The following is a 15849-nucleotide window of genomic DNA, read 5'->3' as shown; positions in this document are numbered from 1 at the left end:
TCGAGGGGGAATTTATGATGCAGCAGGAGTATAAGCAACTGGATATGCGTTATGAGGAAGCCGAGCTTCGTTCAAAACGAAAAAATCAATCGTGGATCGACCGGACATGGACGTTCTTTTCATCCGTCAAAGTCGGCTTATGGCTGATCGGCTTAATCATCATCGCAAGCGGCGTCGGAACCATCTTCCCGCAGGAAATGTACATTCCGCAAGCAGTTCCGCCGGAAGAGTTTTACGGGAAGGAATATGGAACGGCCGGTGAAATTTATTATGCCCTCGGTTTCCATAATTTATTTGAATCCTGGTGGTATATCGGCTTAATCACATTATTACTGTTATCCATCATCATCGTATCGATCGACCGTTTCTTCCCGCTGTATCGCGCGCTGAAGAAACAACCGGTCATCCAGTCCGACCGTTTTATGGGCGGTCAGCGATTTGGCGCTGAAGCGACTGGGACGGTTAAACAGATTGATGCCATTGAACCGTTGCTGAAGAAAAAAGGGTATAAGATCCGCCGACAAGACGGCGCACTGCTTGCGGAGAAACAACGTTTCGGCCGCTGGGGTCCATACATCAATCATATCGGGCTTGTCTTGTTCTTTGGTGGAGCGATGCTACGGATTGTTCCTGGGATGCACGAAGACGAGCTGATGTGGATTCGTGAAGGCGAAACGCTGCCGGTCGAAGCGACGGACAACAAGTATTATCTCGAAAACAACTCGTTTAACATTGAGTTTTACGATCCGGCAAAAGAGCCTGAGAAATTCAGAGAAGCGTTGAAACGCGCCGGCGGAAGTGTTCCGAAAAACTATGATACCCAGATGACGTTGTATAAAAAAACCGGAATGACGGAAGACTTCAAACCGAAACTTGAAAAAGTTAAATCCGGTGAGACCGCCGTCAACCAGCCGTTCGAGTTCGGAAACTATCAAGTTTTCCAGGAACAATATGCAGCGGATCCGGAGTTCAAGACGATGTCCTTTAATATCGAGAATCAAAAAACAGGCAAAGTCGTCGATACGATTAAAGTCGACTTGCGTAACCCGCAGGAAACTTACAAATTAAAGAACGGGTATGATGTCGAACTAAAAGACTTCCTGCCGGACTTTGTCGTTAAAGACGGAAAACCGACGACGAACTCGTCGCGTCCGGTCAATCCGGCATTTGTCTTTACGATCAAATCACCGGAACATCCGAAAGGTGAGCGCAGTCTGATCGGGATTAAACTGAATGTCGGCGGCGATGAGAACCAATACAAGATGGGCTTCGCCGGTACAGAACTGTCGAACATTTCCGGCGTCCGGATCAAAAAAGATTTGACGCTTCCATTCCTGTTTGCCGGCGGTATGATCTTCATGGTCGGGCTGTTACTCGGTATGTACTGGCCGCACCGCAGACTTTGGTTAAAAGAACGGAACGGGCAGATTAACATTGCCGGATTTACGAATAAAAATGCACTTGGACTTCAAAAAGAAGTCAATCTCGCCTTGACTGAAGTGGGACTTCCGCAACTGGAAGACCGCCAGAAGTTGCGGGAAGAGGGGGAAATGAAATGAACCTGCTTAGTTTAAGCGGTAATTTACTGCTGACGTCTTTTATCTTATATCTGATCAGTACCGGGTTCTTTGCCGTCGCAACAAGCGGTAAAAAGGGACCAAGCCGTTCCGGGAAAATTGCCTTTTCACTCGCCATCGTCGGATTTGCAGCGCAACTCGGCTACTTCTTCACACGCTGGGCTGGTGCCGGGCACGTACCGGTGTCGAATTTATATGAGTACACGACATTCTTTGGAATGATGATGGTACTTGGCTTCCTGATCGTTTATGGTATTTACCGCAACAACGTCCTCGGACTTGTGGCGATGCCGGTTGCCTTGCTTGTCATCGCCTATGCGTCGATGTTCCCGGACGAAGTCCAACCGTTGATTCCGGCACTTCAAAGTGTCTGGTTGAAAATCCACGTGACGACGGCAGCGCTCGGAGAAGGAATCCTTGCGGTCAGCTTTGCGACCGGACTGTTGTACCTGATCCATGCGACCGACTTCAACAAAGAATCGAAAACACGGACGTGGCTTGAAGTCGTCATGTTCTCACTCGTCTGTGTCGTCGGTTATATCCTGGTCGGATTGTTGTTCAACGGACTCGGAACGAACTCGACGATTGAATACGTCGCGAAAAACGGAGCGACGATGCAACATGAGTATACGATGCCGGTTCTGACCGGTCCTGAAAACGGAAAAATCATTTCCGGCTCAGGTGCTGTCATTGAATTACCGAACTTCCTTAATGCCAACAAAGTCAATACGGTCTTATGGTCGTTGATCGGTGGATTGGTGCTGTACATTCTGCTCCGCTTCGTCATTCTCCGGAAACGGTTGGCTGAAAGCCTCAAACCGATTGCCCGTAAAATTGATCTTGAGACGGCGGATGAAATCAGCTACCGTGCGATTGCAATCGGGTTGCCGGTCTTCATTCTCGGTGGATTGATCTTCGCGATGATCTGGGCACAGATGGCCTGGAGCCGTTACTGGGGTTGGGACCCGAAAGAAGTATGGGCTTTGATCACGATGCTGTTTTACGTTTTCTATCTCCACATGCGGATTCAGCGCGGCTGGATCGGTAAAAAATCAGCGTGGTTATGTGTCGGCGGATTTGCCGTCATCATGTTCAACCTCGTCTTCGTCAACTTGGTCGTTGCCGGACTTCACTCTTACGCGTAAGCAACGAAACCGAATAGTAGAATAATCATTTAAGGATGGACGACGGAAGATGAATTCCGTTGTCCATCCTTTTTTCAGCAGACGCGACCGATTTCCGCGGTCAGAGACGCTATTTCTTTTGTTTCATAGTATACTAGGAGAGTAGTAGGATAGAGTCAGACAGATTAGTTCATGGGAGGAATCAACTGATGTCAGAAGAAGCGCGTATTTTAGTCGTCGATGATGAAGAACGGATTCGGCGTTTATTAAAAATGTATCTCGAACGTGAGAACTTTACGATTGAAGAAGCCGACAACGGAGAGACGGCTCTCGAGATGGCACTTGAAACAGAATATGATGTGATTCTACTTGATTTGATGATGCCGAAGCTTGATGGCATGCAGGTCTGTGAAGAACTGCGTAAAACGAAAGCGACACCGATCGTCATGCTGACGGCAAAAGGGGAAGAGACGAACCGGGTCCACGGTTTTGAAATGGGCGCGGACGATTATATCGTCAAACCGTTCAGTCCGCGGGAAGTCGTGCTCCGCGTCAAAGCCATTCTGCGACGGGCAAGTGCTACGAAATTCCTGCACACGGATGCGAAAACAAAAGATGTCATCGTCTTCCCGCACTTGACGATCGACAATGATGCCCACCGCGTCACGGTTGAATCGCAGGAAGTCAATCTGACACCAAAAGAGTATGAATTGCTGTATTTCCTTGCCAAGCAGACAGATAAAGTCTTTTCGCGGGAACAGTTATTAAAAGAAGTCTGGAACTATGAATTTTTCGGCGATTTACGGACGGTCGATACGCATGTCAAGCGACTGCGTGAAAAACTGAACCGTCTGTCTCCGAATGCTGCCCAAATGATCACGACGGTTTGGGGTGTCGGATACAAGTTCGAGAATAATCCCGCCTGACGATGAAATGGTTACAGAGCGTCGTCATTAAATTGTGGGGGACGATTTTATTGCTCGTTTCCGTCGTCTTGATTGCCTTGACGATTTTATTACTCGAATTTTTCAATTCGTTTCATATCGAACAGGAACGCGGTCATCTTGCGAAACTCGGTCAGCAGGTCGAAACCGTCTTTCAAGCCCACAGCGGACTGGAAGAAGGATCGGCGACCGCGATCGAGATTACCGATATTTACGGCGCGACCTTGATTGCGACGTCGAAGGACAATACGGTCGAGACGAATATCTCGGAAGCAAAAGCCAAGCGGATCATCAAGGAGCTCGAACGTCAAAACTGGAAAGCCGTTGACGGCGAAGAAGGGGAAACGGCGATTGGGAACTATGAAACGTTTAACGGGAAAGCGGCACTTGCTTACCGTGCTCCGTTCATTACGGAAAGCGGTAGCGGGACGATGTATTTGATTGAACAATTGACGAACATCGAACAGGCGAATGAAGGGGCACGACAAATCATTCAGCTGTGTGTGTTGCTCGCGATCATCGGAACGACCGTTTTTGCATTCTTCCTGTCGACCCGTATTACGGCACCGCTCCGGACGATTCGCCAGGCGGTCGTCGAAGCGGGGGAAGGAAAGTTTGATCAAAGCCTGACCCAGCGTTCGCGCGATGAAATTGGTGATTTGGCGCTGGCATTTAACGAAATGAGCAGTCAACTCAATCAGTATGTCACGGATCTTGATAAGGAACGTCATTTGCTGTCGTCCATCCTAAGATGTATGGCGGACGGTGTCTTGACCTTCTCGGAATCAGGGGAGTTACTGGCGACCAATCCGCCGGCGGAAGCGTTCCTTGCGGGTGGTCCAGTTCCGGACGAGTTGATTGAATTATTCCAGACGGTCATGCGTAAAGAAAAAGAAATGACGGTTTCCTTTGAACGGGAAGGCCGCTTTTACATCATCATCGTCAGTCCGCTACTTGAGCAGGAAGAACAAATCGGAGCCGTTGCTGTCCTGCGCGATATGACGGAAGCCCAGCAACTGGAGAAGATGCGGGCTGACTTCGTCGCAAACGTTAGTCATGAACTGCGGACGCCGCTCGTCATGCTGCAAGGTTATTCGGAAGCGATCGTCGACGGCATGACGGAAAGTGACGAGGCGACAAAAGAGTTTGCGTCAATCATTTATGACGAGTCGCAACGCCTATCCCGTCTTGTCAACGATTTACTGGATCTGGCACGGATGGAAGCCGGGTATCAGGAAAAGCGGATTGAACCGATCGATGCCGTTCCGTTCGCTAAACGGATGGTCAAGAAGTTTAAGCAGATGGGGCTTGAAAAGCGGGTTTCGTTTGAAGTAACCGGTCCCGACGTTCAGTTTGAAGCTGATCCAGACCAAATGGATCAGGTGATGACGAACCTGCTTGGAAATGCGTTGCGGTATACAGAAGATGGGAAAATCAAGATTGAAATCACGGAAGATAGGGAAACTATATCTTTATCTGTAATTGATTCAGGGGACGGTATTCCGGAAGAAGATGTCCCGTTCGTCTTTGACCGTTTTTACAAGGCGGACAAGGCCCGGACACGCGGCAAGACGGGAACCGGAATCGGTCTTGCGATTGTCGCAAACGTCGTTCGGTCGCATGATGGGGAAGTTCAGGTCGAAAGTGAGCTGGGCAAAGGATCCGTTTTCCGAATTCAATTACCAAAAAAACAAAGGAAGCGAACTTTATGATTCGCTTCCTTTCGCTATAGGAGTGAGTCGATTGAAAATCTATACTAAATCAGGTGATGAGGGAGACACGTCGCTCGTCGGGGGACGCGTCAAAAAAAATGATGTCCGGATTACGCTGATGGGGGAGCTTGACGAACTGAACAGTTTTGTCGGACTGGCCCGCACAAAAGCGACATCCATCGAGGTTAAGGAACAATTGACGGTCATTCAGCACGTTTTGTTCGATTGCGGGAGTGACTTGATGTATGTTGAACCGAAAGCATCCCGTCTGAGCCTAACGGCGACGGAAGATTTGGAAAGTTGGATTGACAGTCTGACGGAACTGTCTCCGCCGCTCGATAAATTCATCTTACCGGGTGGCACGGAAGCCGCAGCCTGCCTGCACGTGGCGCGGACGGTCTGCCGGCGTGTCGAACGGGCGATGATTGATGTCGAACAGGCACATCATTTGTTACCATTCATCAACCGTCTAAGTGATTTCTTCTTTACGGCGGCCCGTTACGAAAATGCGGTCAATGAAAAAGCGGATATCGAATATTTACGCAGTGCCCATGTGTTTAAACGAAAGGATGAAGAAGCATGAGTCAGTCATTTCAAACGTGGAACAAACAAGGAACGACTTTTCATCTCGTTCCGACCGATAAATTCAAGACGACGACGGTCCTCGTGACGTTTTCAGCACCACTCGAAGAAAAAACGCTGACGAGCCGTGCTCTGTTACCGTATATCATGGAGAAGTCGACAGCGGCCTATCCGTCGATGAAAGCGTTGCGTGAACCGCTTGAAACCTTATATGATGCAGGTCTGTACGCCGATGCCTCGAAATTCGGGGAAGAACACGTCATCTCGTTCCAGTTGGATGTCGTCCGCGGGGATCTAGTACGTCATGAGACGTTGCTCGAGGAAGCGCTCGATTTACTGGAACAGATGATTTTTTATCCGGATTTGACAGAGGGCGGATTCCGGGAACAATTCGTCAAACAAGAAAAACGGTTGCATGCGTTGCGGATCAGTTCGTTATACGATGACAAAATGCGTTTTGCCCAGCAACGGTTGCTCGAACTGATGGCACCGGGAGAAGCGGTATCGTTATCCTCACTCGGTACACTCGAAGCACTCGAACAAATCACACCGGTTTCCTTACGTGATACATATCGTTCGATGGTCGAACAGGACCGGATCGATGTCTTTGTCGTCGGTCATGTCACGCAAGATGAGATGGAAGATGCCTTGTCGTTCTTACCTTCCCATGATGAAAAAGCCAGTCACTATATTCCGGCCCAAAAACAGGTCGCGGGCGTCAAACGTTCGTCCGAGACGCAACCGATCAAACAAGGAAAATTGCATTTAGGTTACCGGGTCAGTGTCGATCCGACGTCCGTCGATTCGATTCGGCTGCAAATCGTCAACGGTCTGTTCGGCGGATTCCCGCATTCGAAACTGTTCATGAATGTCCGTGAGAAAGAGAGTCTTGCCTACTATGCAGCATCACGTTATGCGGCCCTGAACAGTGCGCTTTACGTTTATGCCGGGGTCGAAACGAAGCAGGCGGAACGTGCCGAGACGATTATCGGCGAACAATTAAGGGATCTTAAAGCCGGACAGTTCACGGATGAGGAACTGACGCAGACGAAAGCGATGCTCATCAATGCCCGCCGGCAAATCCTTGATCAGCCGGGACAATTGATCGGCTGGTTAAATGGATCGAAGATGCGCGGATTGACGCTTGAGGATGAGATTCACATCATTGAGACGGCAACGCGTGAGGACGTCGTCCGCTTGGCAGCAACTATTGAACTCGAGGCAGTTTATCTATTGCGAGGTGAAGAATAATGGAACAGTTGACGTATCACGATACAGACGAAACCGTATTTTTTGAACAGCTCGATAACGGGCTTGCGGTGTATTTGCTTCAGAAAAAAGGGTATGAAAAAACATATGCGACTTTTACGACGCGTTACGGATCAATCGATAACCGTTTTAAAAAGGATGGCCAATGGGTCAATGTCCCGGACGGTATCGCCCATTTCCTTGAGCACAAGATGTTTGAGTCGGAGCAAGGGGATGTCTTCCAGGAGTTCGGGCGCCTCGGTGCCTCGGCAAATGCGTTCACATCGTTCTCTCGGACCGCTTATTTGTTCTCGGCGACTTCGTTGATTGAACAAAATCTTGAGACGCTGATTGACTTCGTCCAGGATCCGTATTTCACGGAAGAGAGTGTCGAAAAAGAAAAAGGCATCATCACACAGGAAATCCAGATGTATCAGGATAATCCGGGATGGCGTTTATTCTTCGGTTTGATTGAATCGATGTACGCGAAACATCCGGTCCGGATCGATATTGCCGGTACTCCGGAATCGATTGATCAAATTACGGCGGACGACCTGTATACGTGTTACCGGACGTTCTATCATCCATCGAATATGGTCCTGTTCGTCGTCGGGAATATCGATCCGGCCGAGACGCTGGCCTTGATCAAAGCGAACCAAGCGAAAAAAGATTATACGGATCGTCCGGCCATCGAACGTGATTACGGTACGGAACCGCAAGAAGTCGCAAAAAAACGGGTTGAACTCGAACTCGACGTCAAGACACCAAAAGTCCTGATCGGTTATAAAGACAGTTCCCTCGGCGGACAGGAACAGCTGCGCCGCGAACTGACAAGTGAACTGCTGTTGCATCTGTTGTTCGACCAAACGTCCTCCACGTATCTCGAACTGTATGAAGACGGCTTGATTGACGATACGTTCAGCTTCGATTACTCGAGTGAGGAAGAATTTGCGTTCGCGACGTTCGGAATGGAAACGGAAGATCCGGACCGCTTTATCGCGGCCTACGAAAAATTATTAGCGGTCCGGCCCGAGTTCGAGGAAACGGAAGTCGTCCGCAAACGCAACATGATGCAAGGAAAATTCCTGCGGTCGCTGAACTCGCCGGAATTCATCGCCAATCAATTCTCACGCCACGCTCTTGCCGGGACGAATCTGTTTACGTTACCGACATTGATTGCCTCGATCACCAAAGAAGAAATCGAAGCCCGGTTCGATGAATTGTTTGCGCTTGAAAATCGTGCGATTTCAATCGTTAAACCGTACGCTTGACCGATGCGGATTTTAATTACGGGAGCCAGCGGAGCAATCGGCTGGGCAACGGTCTTACGATTGGCGGCTGAAGGACACGATTTGATCCTTCACACCCACCGGAAACAGCATGAGCTCGAACAGATGATACGACAGTTGCCTGTGACGACGGAGATCGTCACAGGCAATCTGTCTGACCGGGAGAACTTGACGGCATTCTGTGAGAGATTACCGTCCGTGGAAGGATTTGTTCATATCGCCGGGACCAGCTTCAGCGGGCTGCTCGTCGATCAATCCCGTTCCTCGGTGGAATCGATGATGACGTTGCATGTCGAATCCCTGATCCGGATTGCCCAGACCTTAACGAGCCGAAAAGCTTTTTCAGCATCGCTTTCGATCGTTGTCGTCAGCAGTGTGTTAGGTGAATTTGGTGCGGCCGGTGAAGTCGTCTATTCGACCTGCAAGGCGGCACAGCTCGGGTTCGTCAAGTCGTTCAGCAAAGAGCTTGGTGCGATGAACGGACGCGTGAATGCGGTGACTCCGGGCTGGATCGAGACCCCGATGAATGCCGTCTTTTCGGCGGAAGACCGGGACTTGGCATTGGCTGAAATTCCGGCCGGCCGTTTCGGACGAGTCGAGGAAGTCGCATCCGCCATCACCTATTTAATGGGGCAGGACGCAGCATATATGAACGGTGCCGTTCTTAAAATTGACGGCGGCTGGATGTAGTCCGGTGAAATTTGCTTAGGGGAATGCTTTTCATTTTTCAAAAAATCATTTAACATGAGGGATGGATAATCGATTTGAAGAGGAGGCTGGGCGCGTGAGTGAATTCGAACAGTGGTATCTGGAGTACGAACTGAACGTCAACCGTCCCGGGATATTAGGGGACATCGCGTCACTCATGGGGATGCTACATATTTCGATTGTCACGATTAACGGTGTCGATCACCAGCGTCGGGGCATGTTGCTTCAAACGAAGCAACCGGATCAAATCCCGCGGCTTGCCGCCATCTTAAAGACGATGACGACTATCGATGTGATTAAGCTTCGTAAACCGAAGCTTCGTGACCGGATCGCCATCCGACACGGTCGTTATATCGACCACAGCAGCGGTGAGATCAAGACGTTTCGTTTTGTCCGCGAGGATTTAGGGATTCTCGTCGATTTCATGGCTGAACTCTGTAAACAAGACGGACACCTGTTGATTGGTGTTCGCGGCATGCCGCGTGTCGGGAAAACCGAATCCATCGTAGCGGCGAGTGTAAGTGCCAATAAAAAATGGTTATTTCTTTCATCGACGTTAATCAAACAAACCGTCCGGACTTCATTGTTCGATGATGAACGGACAGGCGATTATGTTTATATCATCGATGCGCTCGTCTCACAGCGCCATTTCGACGAACGGCATTGGCAGATTTTACGTGAAGTCATGCGACTTCCGGCTACGAAAATCGTCGAACACCCAGATGCTTTTGTTAAATCGAGCGAATACACGTGGGATGATTTTGATTACATCATTGAATTACGCAACTCGACAGAAGAAATCATTGTCACCGAACCACCTCGTGCCCATGGCGGGAACGACTGGTTCAATTTCGAATAAGTATTGAAAATGGAAGGTGTGTTACCGATGACTGAGCTCGGAACCTACTTAAAGGAGCAGCGGGAAACGTTAGGCATCTCGCTCGAACAAATTCAAAGCACGACAAAAATTCAAAAACGTTATATTCTCGCCATTGAAGAAGGCGATTACAAACAATTACCGGGCGCATTTTACGCCCGTGCCTTCATTAAGACGTATGCAGAAGCACTTGGTCTTGATGTCGACGAAGTATTTGCGACCTACAAACGTGACCTCCCGGAACCGGAAGCACAACCTGTTGTTGAGCTGTCTCGCCGGGCCACGTATTCCAAATCAACGGCACCGAAGAAAAGTGTCGCCAAACGCTGGATTCCGAATATCATCATCATTGCCTTGATTTTTGCAATCGGGGTTGCCTTGTATTACGGATTCCAGGCATTCCAGGACGGTGACGGGACAAAAACGGCGACGCCGAAACAAAGTGAGGTCACGATTGACGAAGGTGACGCACCAAGTGAGGAAGCCGATGCACCGGCAGCGGAAGAGCCGAAAGAAGAACCGGCGAAAAAAGAAGAACCTGTTAAAAAAGAAACGAAGAAACCGTTGGCTGTCAAAACGACAGTCGGTCAAGACATCACCTATGAAGTACCGGCAGATGGTACAATGAGTGTATCGATCCGGATTAAAAAAGATGCTTCGCCGTCACCGTTTGTGGGTGTACGGGACACGTCTTTAGAAGGACAAGCACTCGCGCCTGACCATATCAATGCGTCAGACCCAAATCCTATCGTCGTCAAAAATGCCAAAACGGACGTGATTCGGATTCGGATCGGTTCCATCAAAGGAATCGACCGGATTCTCGTCAACAATCAGGAGCTTAAGCTTAACCGCTCCCTCCTCGTTCAAAATATTTATCTGAAGAAAGTGGCCACGCCATAAGGCGTGTCTTCTTCATGTCAGCCCTGCTGGCATACATAACCCGAAAAGGAGGGATACGAGAATGAACTTGCCCAATCAATTGACGGTCTTACGCGTGTTACTAATTCCCGTGTTCGTTGCCGTCTTAGCCATCAATCCAGACTGGGGACAGTGGGATGTCTTAGGAGCAGAACTGCCGGTTTCCCACTTCGTCGCCGCGATGATCTTTTCCGTCGCCGCCATCACCGATTGGCTCGACGGGTATATTGCCCGGAAAAACAAACTGGTCACGAACTTCGGTAAATTCATGGATCCACTCGCCGACAAGATGCTTGTCGCTGCAGCACTCGTCTATTTAGTCGAACTTGAATTCGTCGCCGCTTGGGTCGTCGTCATCATCTTATGCCGTGAATTCGCCGTGACAGGTCTCCGTCTCGTCGCTTCAGATGAGGGGATTGTCCTGGCCGCCGGAAATTCCGGCAAAGCAAAGACCTGGGTCCAGTTGACATCAATCATCGCCTTTTTACTGCATGACATCGGATTTGCCTTACTGAACATTCCTTTTGCGGAAATCACGATGTGGTTGGCGTTGGTCTTAACAATTTATTCAGGAGTCGAGTATTTCTCAAAAAATATTAAGTTAATTACGAAATCCATGTAAATTGGATCAAACAAGACTGTTCGTCAACCCGAACAGTCTTTTCGTATAGTCAAGAAAGCGGGGATGTAAAATGAAAGCAGAAATCATTGCTGTCGGAAGTGAATTGTTGTTAGGGGAAATTGCCAACACGAATGCCCAGTATTTATCAGAGTGGCTTGCGACATGTGGTATTGACGTGCATTATCATACGGTCGTCGGAGATAACCGGGAACGGATGGTCGAAGTTGTTACGCGGGCTCAGGAGCGGGCGGAACTGATTGTCATTACCGGAGGACTTGGACCGACGGAAGATGACTTGACGAAAGAGGTCGTAGCGGAACTGCTCGGCCGGACGCTTCATGTGGATCAGCCGGCTTACGACCGGATTGAGGCATTTTTAAAAACACGGGGACGTACAATGACGGAGAATGAAAGAAAACAGGCCCTTGTCATCGATCAAGCCGATGTGCTGACGAATCAGGCCGGACTTGCACCGGGTATGTCCGTTCAGACGCCGGATCATCAATACATCCTGTTGCCGGGTGTCCCCCGGGAAATGAAGCGAATCATTGCCGACCACTTCGATCACTTGTTAGGCAAGGAAACGATTAAATCCAGAACATTACGTTTCTTCGGCATCGGAGAGTCGGCATTAAACGACCGGTTGGCGGATCTCATCCGGACAGCCCGCAATCCTTCCGTCGCCCCGTACGCCGAATTGGCGGAAGTCCGTCTTCGTCTGACGGCGAAGGCGCTTGACGAACAAGTCGCCCTCGACATGCTCGATGCGCTGGAACAACAAGTCCTTGCCGAAGTCGGCAGCCATTTTTACGGTTATGGCGAAACGAGTTTACCCGAAGTCGTCCTCGACCGGTGCCGGGAAGCCGGTTTGACGTTGTCAGCAGCGGAGTCGTTGACCGGAGGAGCCTTTGCAAGCGGTCTGACCGACATTCAAGGCGCGAGTGACGTCTTCCGAGGCAGCGCTGTCGTTTACGCGGATGCAGCAAAAGTGAACGTCCTCGGAGTACCGCAGACATTGCTTGACGAACAGACTGCCGTCAGCGGGGACGTTGCCGTTGCCATGGCGGAAGGAGCACGCAAACTCTATCAGACGGATCTTGCCATCGCCCTGACCGGTGAAGCTGGTCCCACGAGTAACAGTGGTCAAGCGGTCGGAACGGTCTACTGTGCGTTAGCACATTCAGGCGGTACGGAAGTACTTGAGCTGACGTATCCGGCCTTCGACCGTGGTATGATTAGATTGCGTTCCGTCAAGGATGCTTACTTCATGCTCCTTCAAAATATCAGCCTGGCGGACGAAATGAACAAAAAATGATTTCTTTCAACTATGCGAATAAATGTTCGTAAAATGCTTGTTATTCGGTCTCAAAAGAAGTACAATAATCTCAGTAAGATAAATAAAAGGAGGCCTGCTACGTGAGTGATCGTAAAGCAGCACTTGAAATGGCATTACGTCAGATTGAGAAACAATTTGGTAAAGGTTCAATCATGAAACTAGGTGAAAGTGCAGATCAGAGAGTATCCGTAATCTCTTCTGGATCTATCACATTAGATATAGCACTCGGTGCAGGTGGATATCCACGTGGACGGGTAATCGAAGTCTATGGGCCGGAATCTTCCGGTAAAACGACAGTTTCGCTTCATGCGATTGCTGAAGTCCAAAAACAAGGCGGACAGGCGGCATTCATCGATGCCGAGCACGCACTTGATCCGGCTTATGCCAGCAAACTCGGTGTCAACATCGATGAATTACTGTTATCACAACCGGATACAGGGGAGCAGGCGCTTGAAATCGCAGAGGCATTAGTCCGTTCTGGTGCTGTTGATATCCTCGTCGTCGACTCAGTAGCGGCACTTGTCCCGAAAGCCGAGATCGAAGGCGAAATGGGTGACTCGCACATGGGTCTCCAGGCTCGTTTGATGAGTCAGGCGTTGCGTAAATTGTCCGGTGCGACAAACAAATCCAAAACAATCGTCATCTTCATCAACCAGATTCGTGAAAAAATCGGTGTCATGTTCGGTAACCCGGAAACGACTCCAGGTGGACGTGCCTTGAAATTCTATTCATCGGTCCGTCTTGAAGTCCGTCGTGCAGAAGCACTTAAAAACGGAACAGACATCGTCGGAAACCGGACGAAACTGAAAGTCGTTAAAAACAAGATCGCTCCGCCATTCAAACAAGCGGAAGTCGACATCATGTACGGACAAGGAATCTCTAAATTCGGCGAGCTGATTGATCTTGGAACAGATCTCGATATCGTCCAAAAAAGTGGTGCTTGGTATTCATACAATTCAGAGCGTCTTGGTCAAGGACGTGAAAATGCGAAACAATACATGATCGAACATCCGGATGTTGCGGATGAGGTCGAACGATTGATTCGTGAACATCACGGTCTCGTCGACCGGAAAGAACCGGTTGACTTTGAAGAAGGTCAAGACGAAGATCTGTTTGCAGAATAAGTCGAAAGAGAGTGGAATCGATTCAGATTCTGCTCTTTTTTTGTTGAAAAGAGGAAAACATAGGAATTCTTTCCCGCCCGTTCGTTGACAATGAACGAGTGCTATCCTTACAATATAGATGTACGTTTTTTAGACAGCTTCGATGAATAACCGAAATGAACTAAGAAACACCTTGTAAAGGGGAGGTGAACCCATGGGTACAACAACTTGGATTGTCATACTTCTCCTCGCAATACTGATCGCATTCATCGTAGGCTACTTCTTGCGGAAATCGATTGCAGAAGCAAAGATTCAAGGCGCGGAAACAGAAGCGACGAAAATCGTGGAACGTGCACAAGTATCAGCGGAAGCAACGAAAAAAGAAGCATTGCTCGAAGCGAAAGATGAAGCCTTTAAACTTCGGAATGAAGTCGAAAAAGAGCTTCGTGAACGTCGTCAAGAGTTAACGAAACAAGAAGGACGATTGCTCCAAAAAGAAGAGACACTCGATCGCCGTGTTGATTCCATCGACCGCAAGGAAGAACAAATCAATACGCGTGATGCAGAGATCGCAAAACGGAAGCATCAAGCTGAAGAGTTAGAACGCAAAGTAGAGGACCTGTATGAACAGGGACGCCAAGAGCTCGTACGTGTTGCGAATCTTTCGCAAGACGAAGCTAGAGCTATCATCATGGATGAGACGAAACAAGCTGCCATGCACGATGCAGCCATTCTTCAAAAAGAAATCGAACAAAAAGCAAAAGAAGAAGCAGACAAAAAAGCACGCAACATCCTTTCACTTGCGATTCAACGGTTCGCCGCGGAACATATCGCAGAGACGACGGTTTCGGTCGTCAACTTGCCGAATGACGAGATGAAAGGCCGGATCATCGGTCGTGAAGGTCGTAACATCCGGACCCTCGAAACGTTAACGGGTATCGATTTAATCATCGATGACACACCGGAAGCGGTCATCTTGTCCGGATTTGATCCGATTCGCCGCGAAGTGGCGAAGATGGCCCTTGAAAAACTCGTTCAAGATGGCCGGATTCACCCGGCACGAATTGAAGAGATGGTCGACAAATCACGTCGGGAAGTCGACGAACGGATTCGTGAAATCGGTGAAGAAGCGACATATGATGTCGGGATTCACGGGATTCATCCGGATCTCGTCAAAATTCTCGGCCGCTTGAAGTATCGGACAAGTTACGGTCAAAACGTATTGTTCCACTCACTCGAAGTCGCTCATCTTGCCGGTATGATGGCAGCAGAGCTCGGTGAAGATGTAACACTTGCGAAACGCGCCGGTCTCCTCCACGATATCGGGAAAGCGATTGACCACGAAGTGGAAGGAAGTCACGTTGAAATCGGAGTGGAACTTGGTACGAAGTACAAAGAACATCCAACCGTCATCAATGCGATTGCTTCCCACCACGGGGATACGGAAGCGACATCTGTCATTTCCGTCCTGGTTGCGGCAGCGGATGCTTTATCAGCCGCTCGTCCGGGTGCACGTCAAGAAACACTCGAGAGTTATATCCGGCGTCTTGAACGCCTGGAAGAAATCTCGGAATCATTCGACGGTGTTGAGAAGTCATTTGCGATTCAAGCAGGTCGCGAAGTCCGGATCATCGTTCGTCCTGATGTCGTCGACGATGTCCTTGCCCATAAGATGGCAAGCGATATCCGGAAAAAAATCGAAGAAGAACTCGATTATCCGGGTCATATCAAAGTTACGGTCATTCGGGAAACACGAGCAGTCGAATACGCAAAATAAGCAAAGTGGCGGGCGACCGCCACTTTTTTTAA

14 protein-coding genes are annotated in these 15849 nt (G+C 49.3%); all 14 read left to right on the top strand.

The features are described from left to right. Positions 1 to 17 precede the first annotated feature (17 nt). On the top strand, positions 18 to 1559 hold the full coding sequence (gene resB, locus KNQ07_RS05655; protein WP_234944581.1) for a cytochrome c biogenesis protein ResB: 1542 nt from the start codon (positions 18 to 20) through the stop codon (positions 1557 to 1559). Further along, a complete protein-coding gene (ccsB, locus tag KNQ07_RS05650; RefSeq protein ID WP_012369918.1) occupies positions 1556 to 2722 on the top strand; it encodes a c-type cytochrome biogenesis protein CcsB in 1167 nt (388 codons plus the stop codon). The genes resB and ccsB overlap by 4 nt, the downstream gene beginning before the upstream one ends. Before the next feature lie 188 nt (positions 2723 to 2910). After that, positions 2911 to 3627 carry a response regulator transcription factor gene (locus tag KNQ07_RS05645; RefSeq protein ID WP_012369919.1) on the top strand — a complete coding sequence of 239 codons (717 nt, stop codon included), beginning with the start codon at positions 2911 to 2913 and terminating at the stop codon, positions 3625 to 3627. A gap of 2 nt (positions 3628 to 3629) precedes the next feature. Then, positions 3630 to 5357: a sensor histidine kinase gene (locus tag KNQ07_RS05640; protein WP_214765324.1), complete on the top strand. Its 1728-nt coding sequence runs from the start codon at positions 3630 to 3632 to the stop codon at positions 5355 to 5357. A 31-nt stretch (positions 5358 to 5388) separates the two neighbouring features. Beyond that, complete coding sequence (locus KNQ07_RS05635; RefSeq protein ID WP_012369921.1) at positions 5389 to 5940, top strand: cob(I)yrinic acid a,c-diamide adenosyltransferase; 552 nt, start codon at positions 5389 to 5391, stop codon at positions 5938 to 5940. Beyond that, positions 5937 to 7190 carry an EF-P 5-aminopentanol modification-associated protein YfmF gene (yfmF, locus tag KNQ07_RS05630; RefSeq protein WP_012369922.1) on the top strand — a complete coding sequence of 418 codons (1254 nt, stop codon included), beginning with the start codon at positions 5937 to 5939 and terminating at the stop codon, positions 7188 to 7190. The genes KNQ07_RS05635 and yfmF overlap by 4 nt, the downstream gene beginning before the upstream one ends. Beyond that, on the top strand, positions 7190 to 8458 hold the full coding sequence (gene yfmH, locus KNQ07_RS05625) for an EF-P 5-aminopentanol modification-associated protein YfmH (protein ID WP_214765322.1): 1269 nt from the start codon (positions 7190 to 7192) through the stop codon (positions 8456 to 8458). The genes yfmF and yfmH overlap by 1 nt, the downstream gene beginning before the upstream one ends. A gap of 3 nt (positions 8459 to 8461) precedes the next feature. Next, positions 8462 to 9166 carry an elongation factor P 5-aminopentanone reductase gene (ymfI, locus tag KNQ07_RS05620; protein WP_214765311.1) on the top strand — a complete coding sequence of 235 codons (705 nt, stop codon included), beginning with the start codon at positions 8462 to 8464 and terminating at the stop codon, positions 9164 to 9166. A gap of 94 nt (positions 9167 to 9260) precedes the next feature. Then, a complete protein-coding gene (locus KNQ07_RS05615) occupies positions 9261 to 10043 on the top strand; it encodes a DUF3388 domain-containing protein (protein WP_012369925.1) in 783 nt (260 codons plus the stop codon). Positions 10044 to 10070: 27 nt separating this feature from the next. Further along, the gene (locus tag KNQ07_RS05610) at positions 10071 to 10961 is read left to right on the top strand and encodes a helix-turn-helix domain-containing protein (RefSeq protein WP_012369926.1); all 891 of its coding nucleotides are present in this window, start codon (positions 10071 to 10073) and stop codon (positions 10959 to 10961) included. A 61-nt stretch (positions 10962 to 11022) separates the two neighbouring features. Continuing rightward, a complete protein-coding gene (gene pgsA / locus KNQ07_RS05605) occupies positions 11023 to 11601 on the top strand; it encodes a CDP-diacylglycerol--glycerol-3-phosphate 3-phosphatidyltransferase (RefSeq protein WP_214765310.1) in 579 nt (192 codons plus the stop codon). Positions 11602 to 11671: 70 nt separating this feature from the next. Next, positions 11672 to 12916: a competence/damage-inducible protein A gene (locus KNQ07_RS05600; protein WP_214765308.1), complete on the top strand. Its 1245-nt coding sequence runs from the start codon at positions 11672 to 11674 to the stop codon at positions 12914 to 12916. A 101-nt stretch (positions 12917 to 13017) separates the two neighbouring features. Then, complete coding sequence (recA, locus tag KNQ07_RS05595; RefSeq protein ID WP_012369929.1) at positions 13018 to 14061, top strand: recombinase RecA; 1044 nt, start codon at positions 13018 to 13020, stop codon at positions 14059 to 14061. 193 nt (positions 14062 to 14254) lie between these two features. Next, entirely contained in the window at positions 14255 to 15817 is a 1563-nt protein-coding gene (gene rny, locus KNQ07_RS05590; protein ID WP_012369930.1) for a ribonuclease Y, read from the top strand. Positions 15818 to 15849: the final 32 nt, after the last annotated feature.

It is taken from the genome of Exiguobacterium sp. s145 (assembly GCF_018618835.1).
Classification (GTDB): domain Bacteria; phylum Bacillota; class Bacilli; order Exiguobacteriales; family Exiguobacteriaceae; genus Exiguobacterium_A; species Exiguobacterium_A artemiae.
The sequence above is the reverse complement of the archived record's forward strand: the minus strand, read 5'-3'. Positions and strand labels throughout refer to the sequence as shown.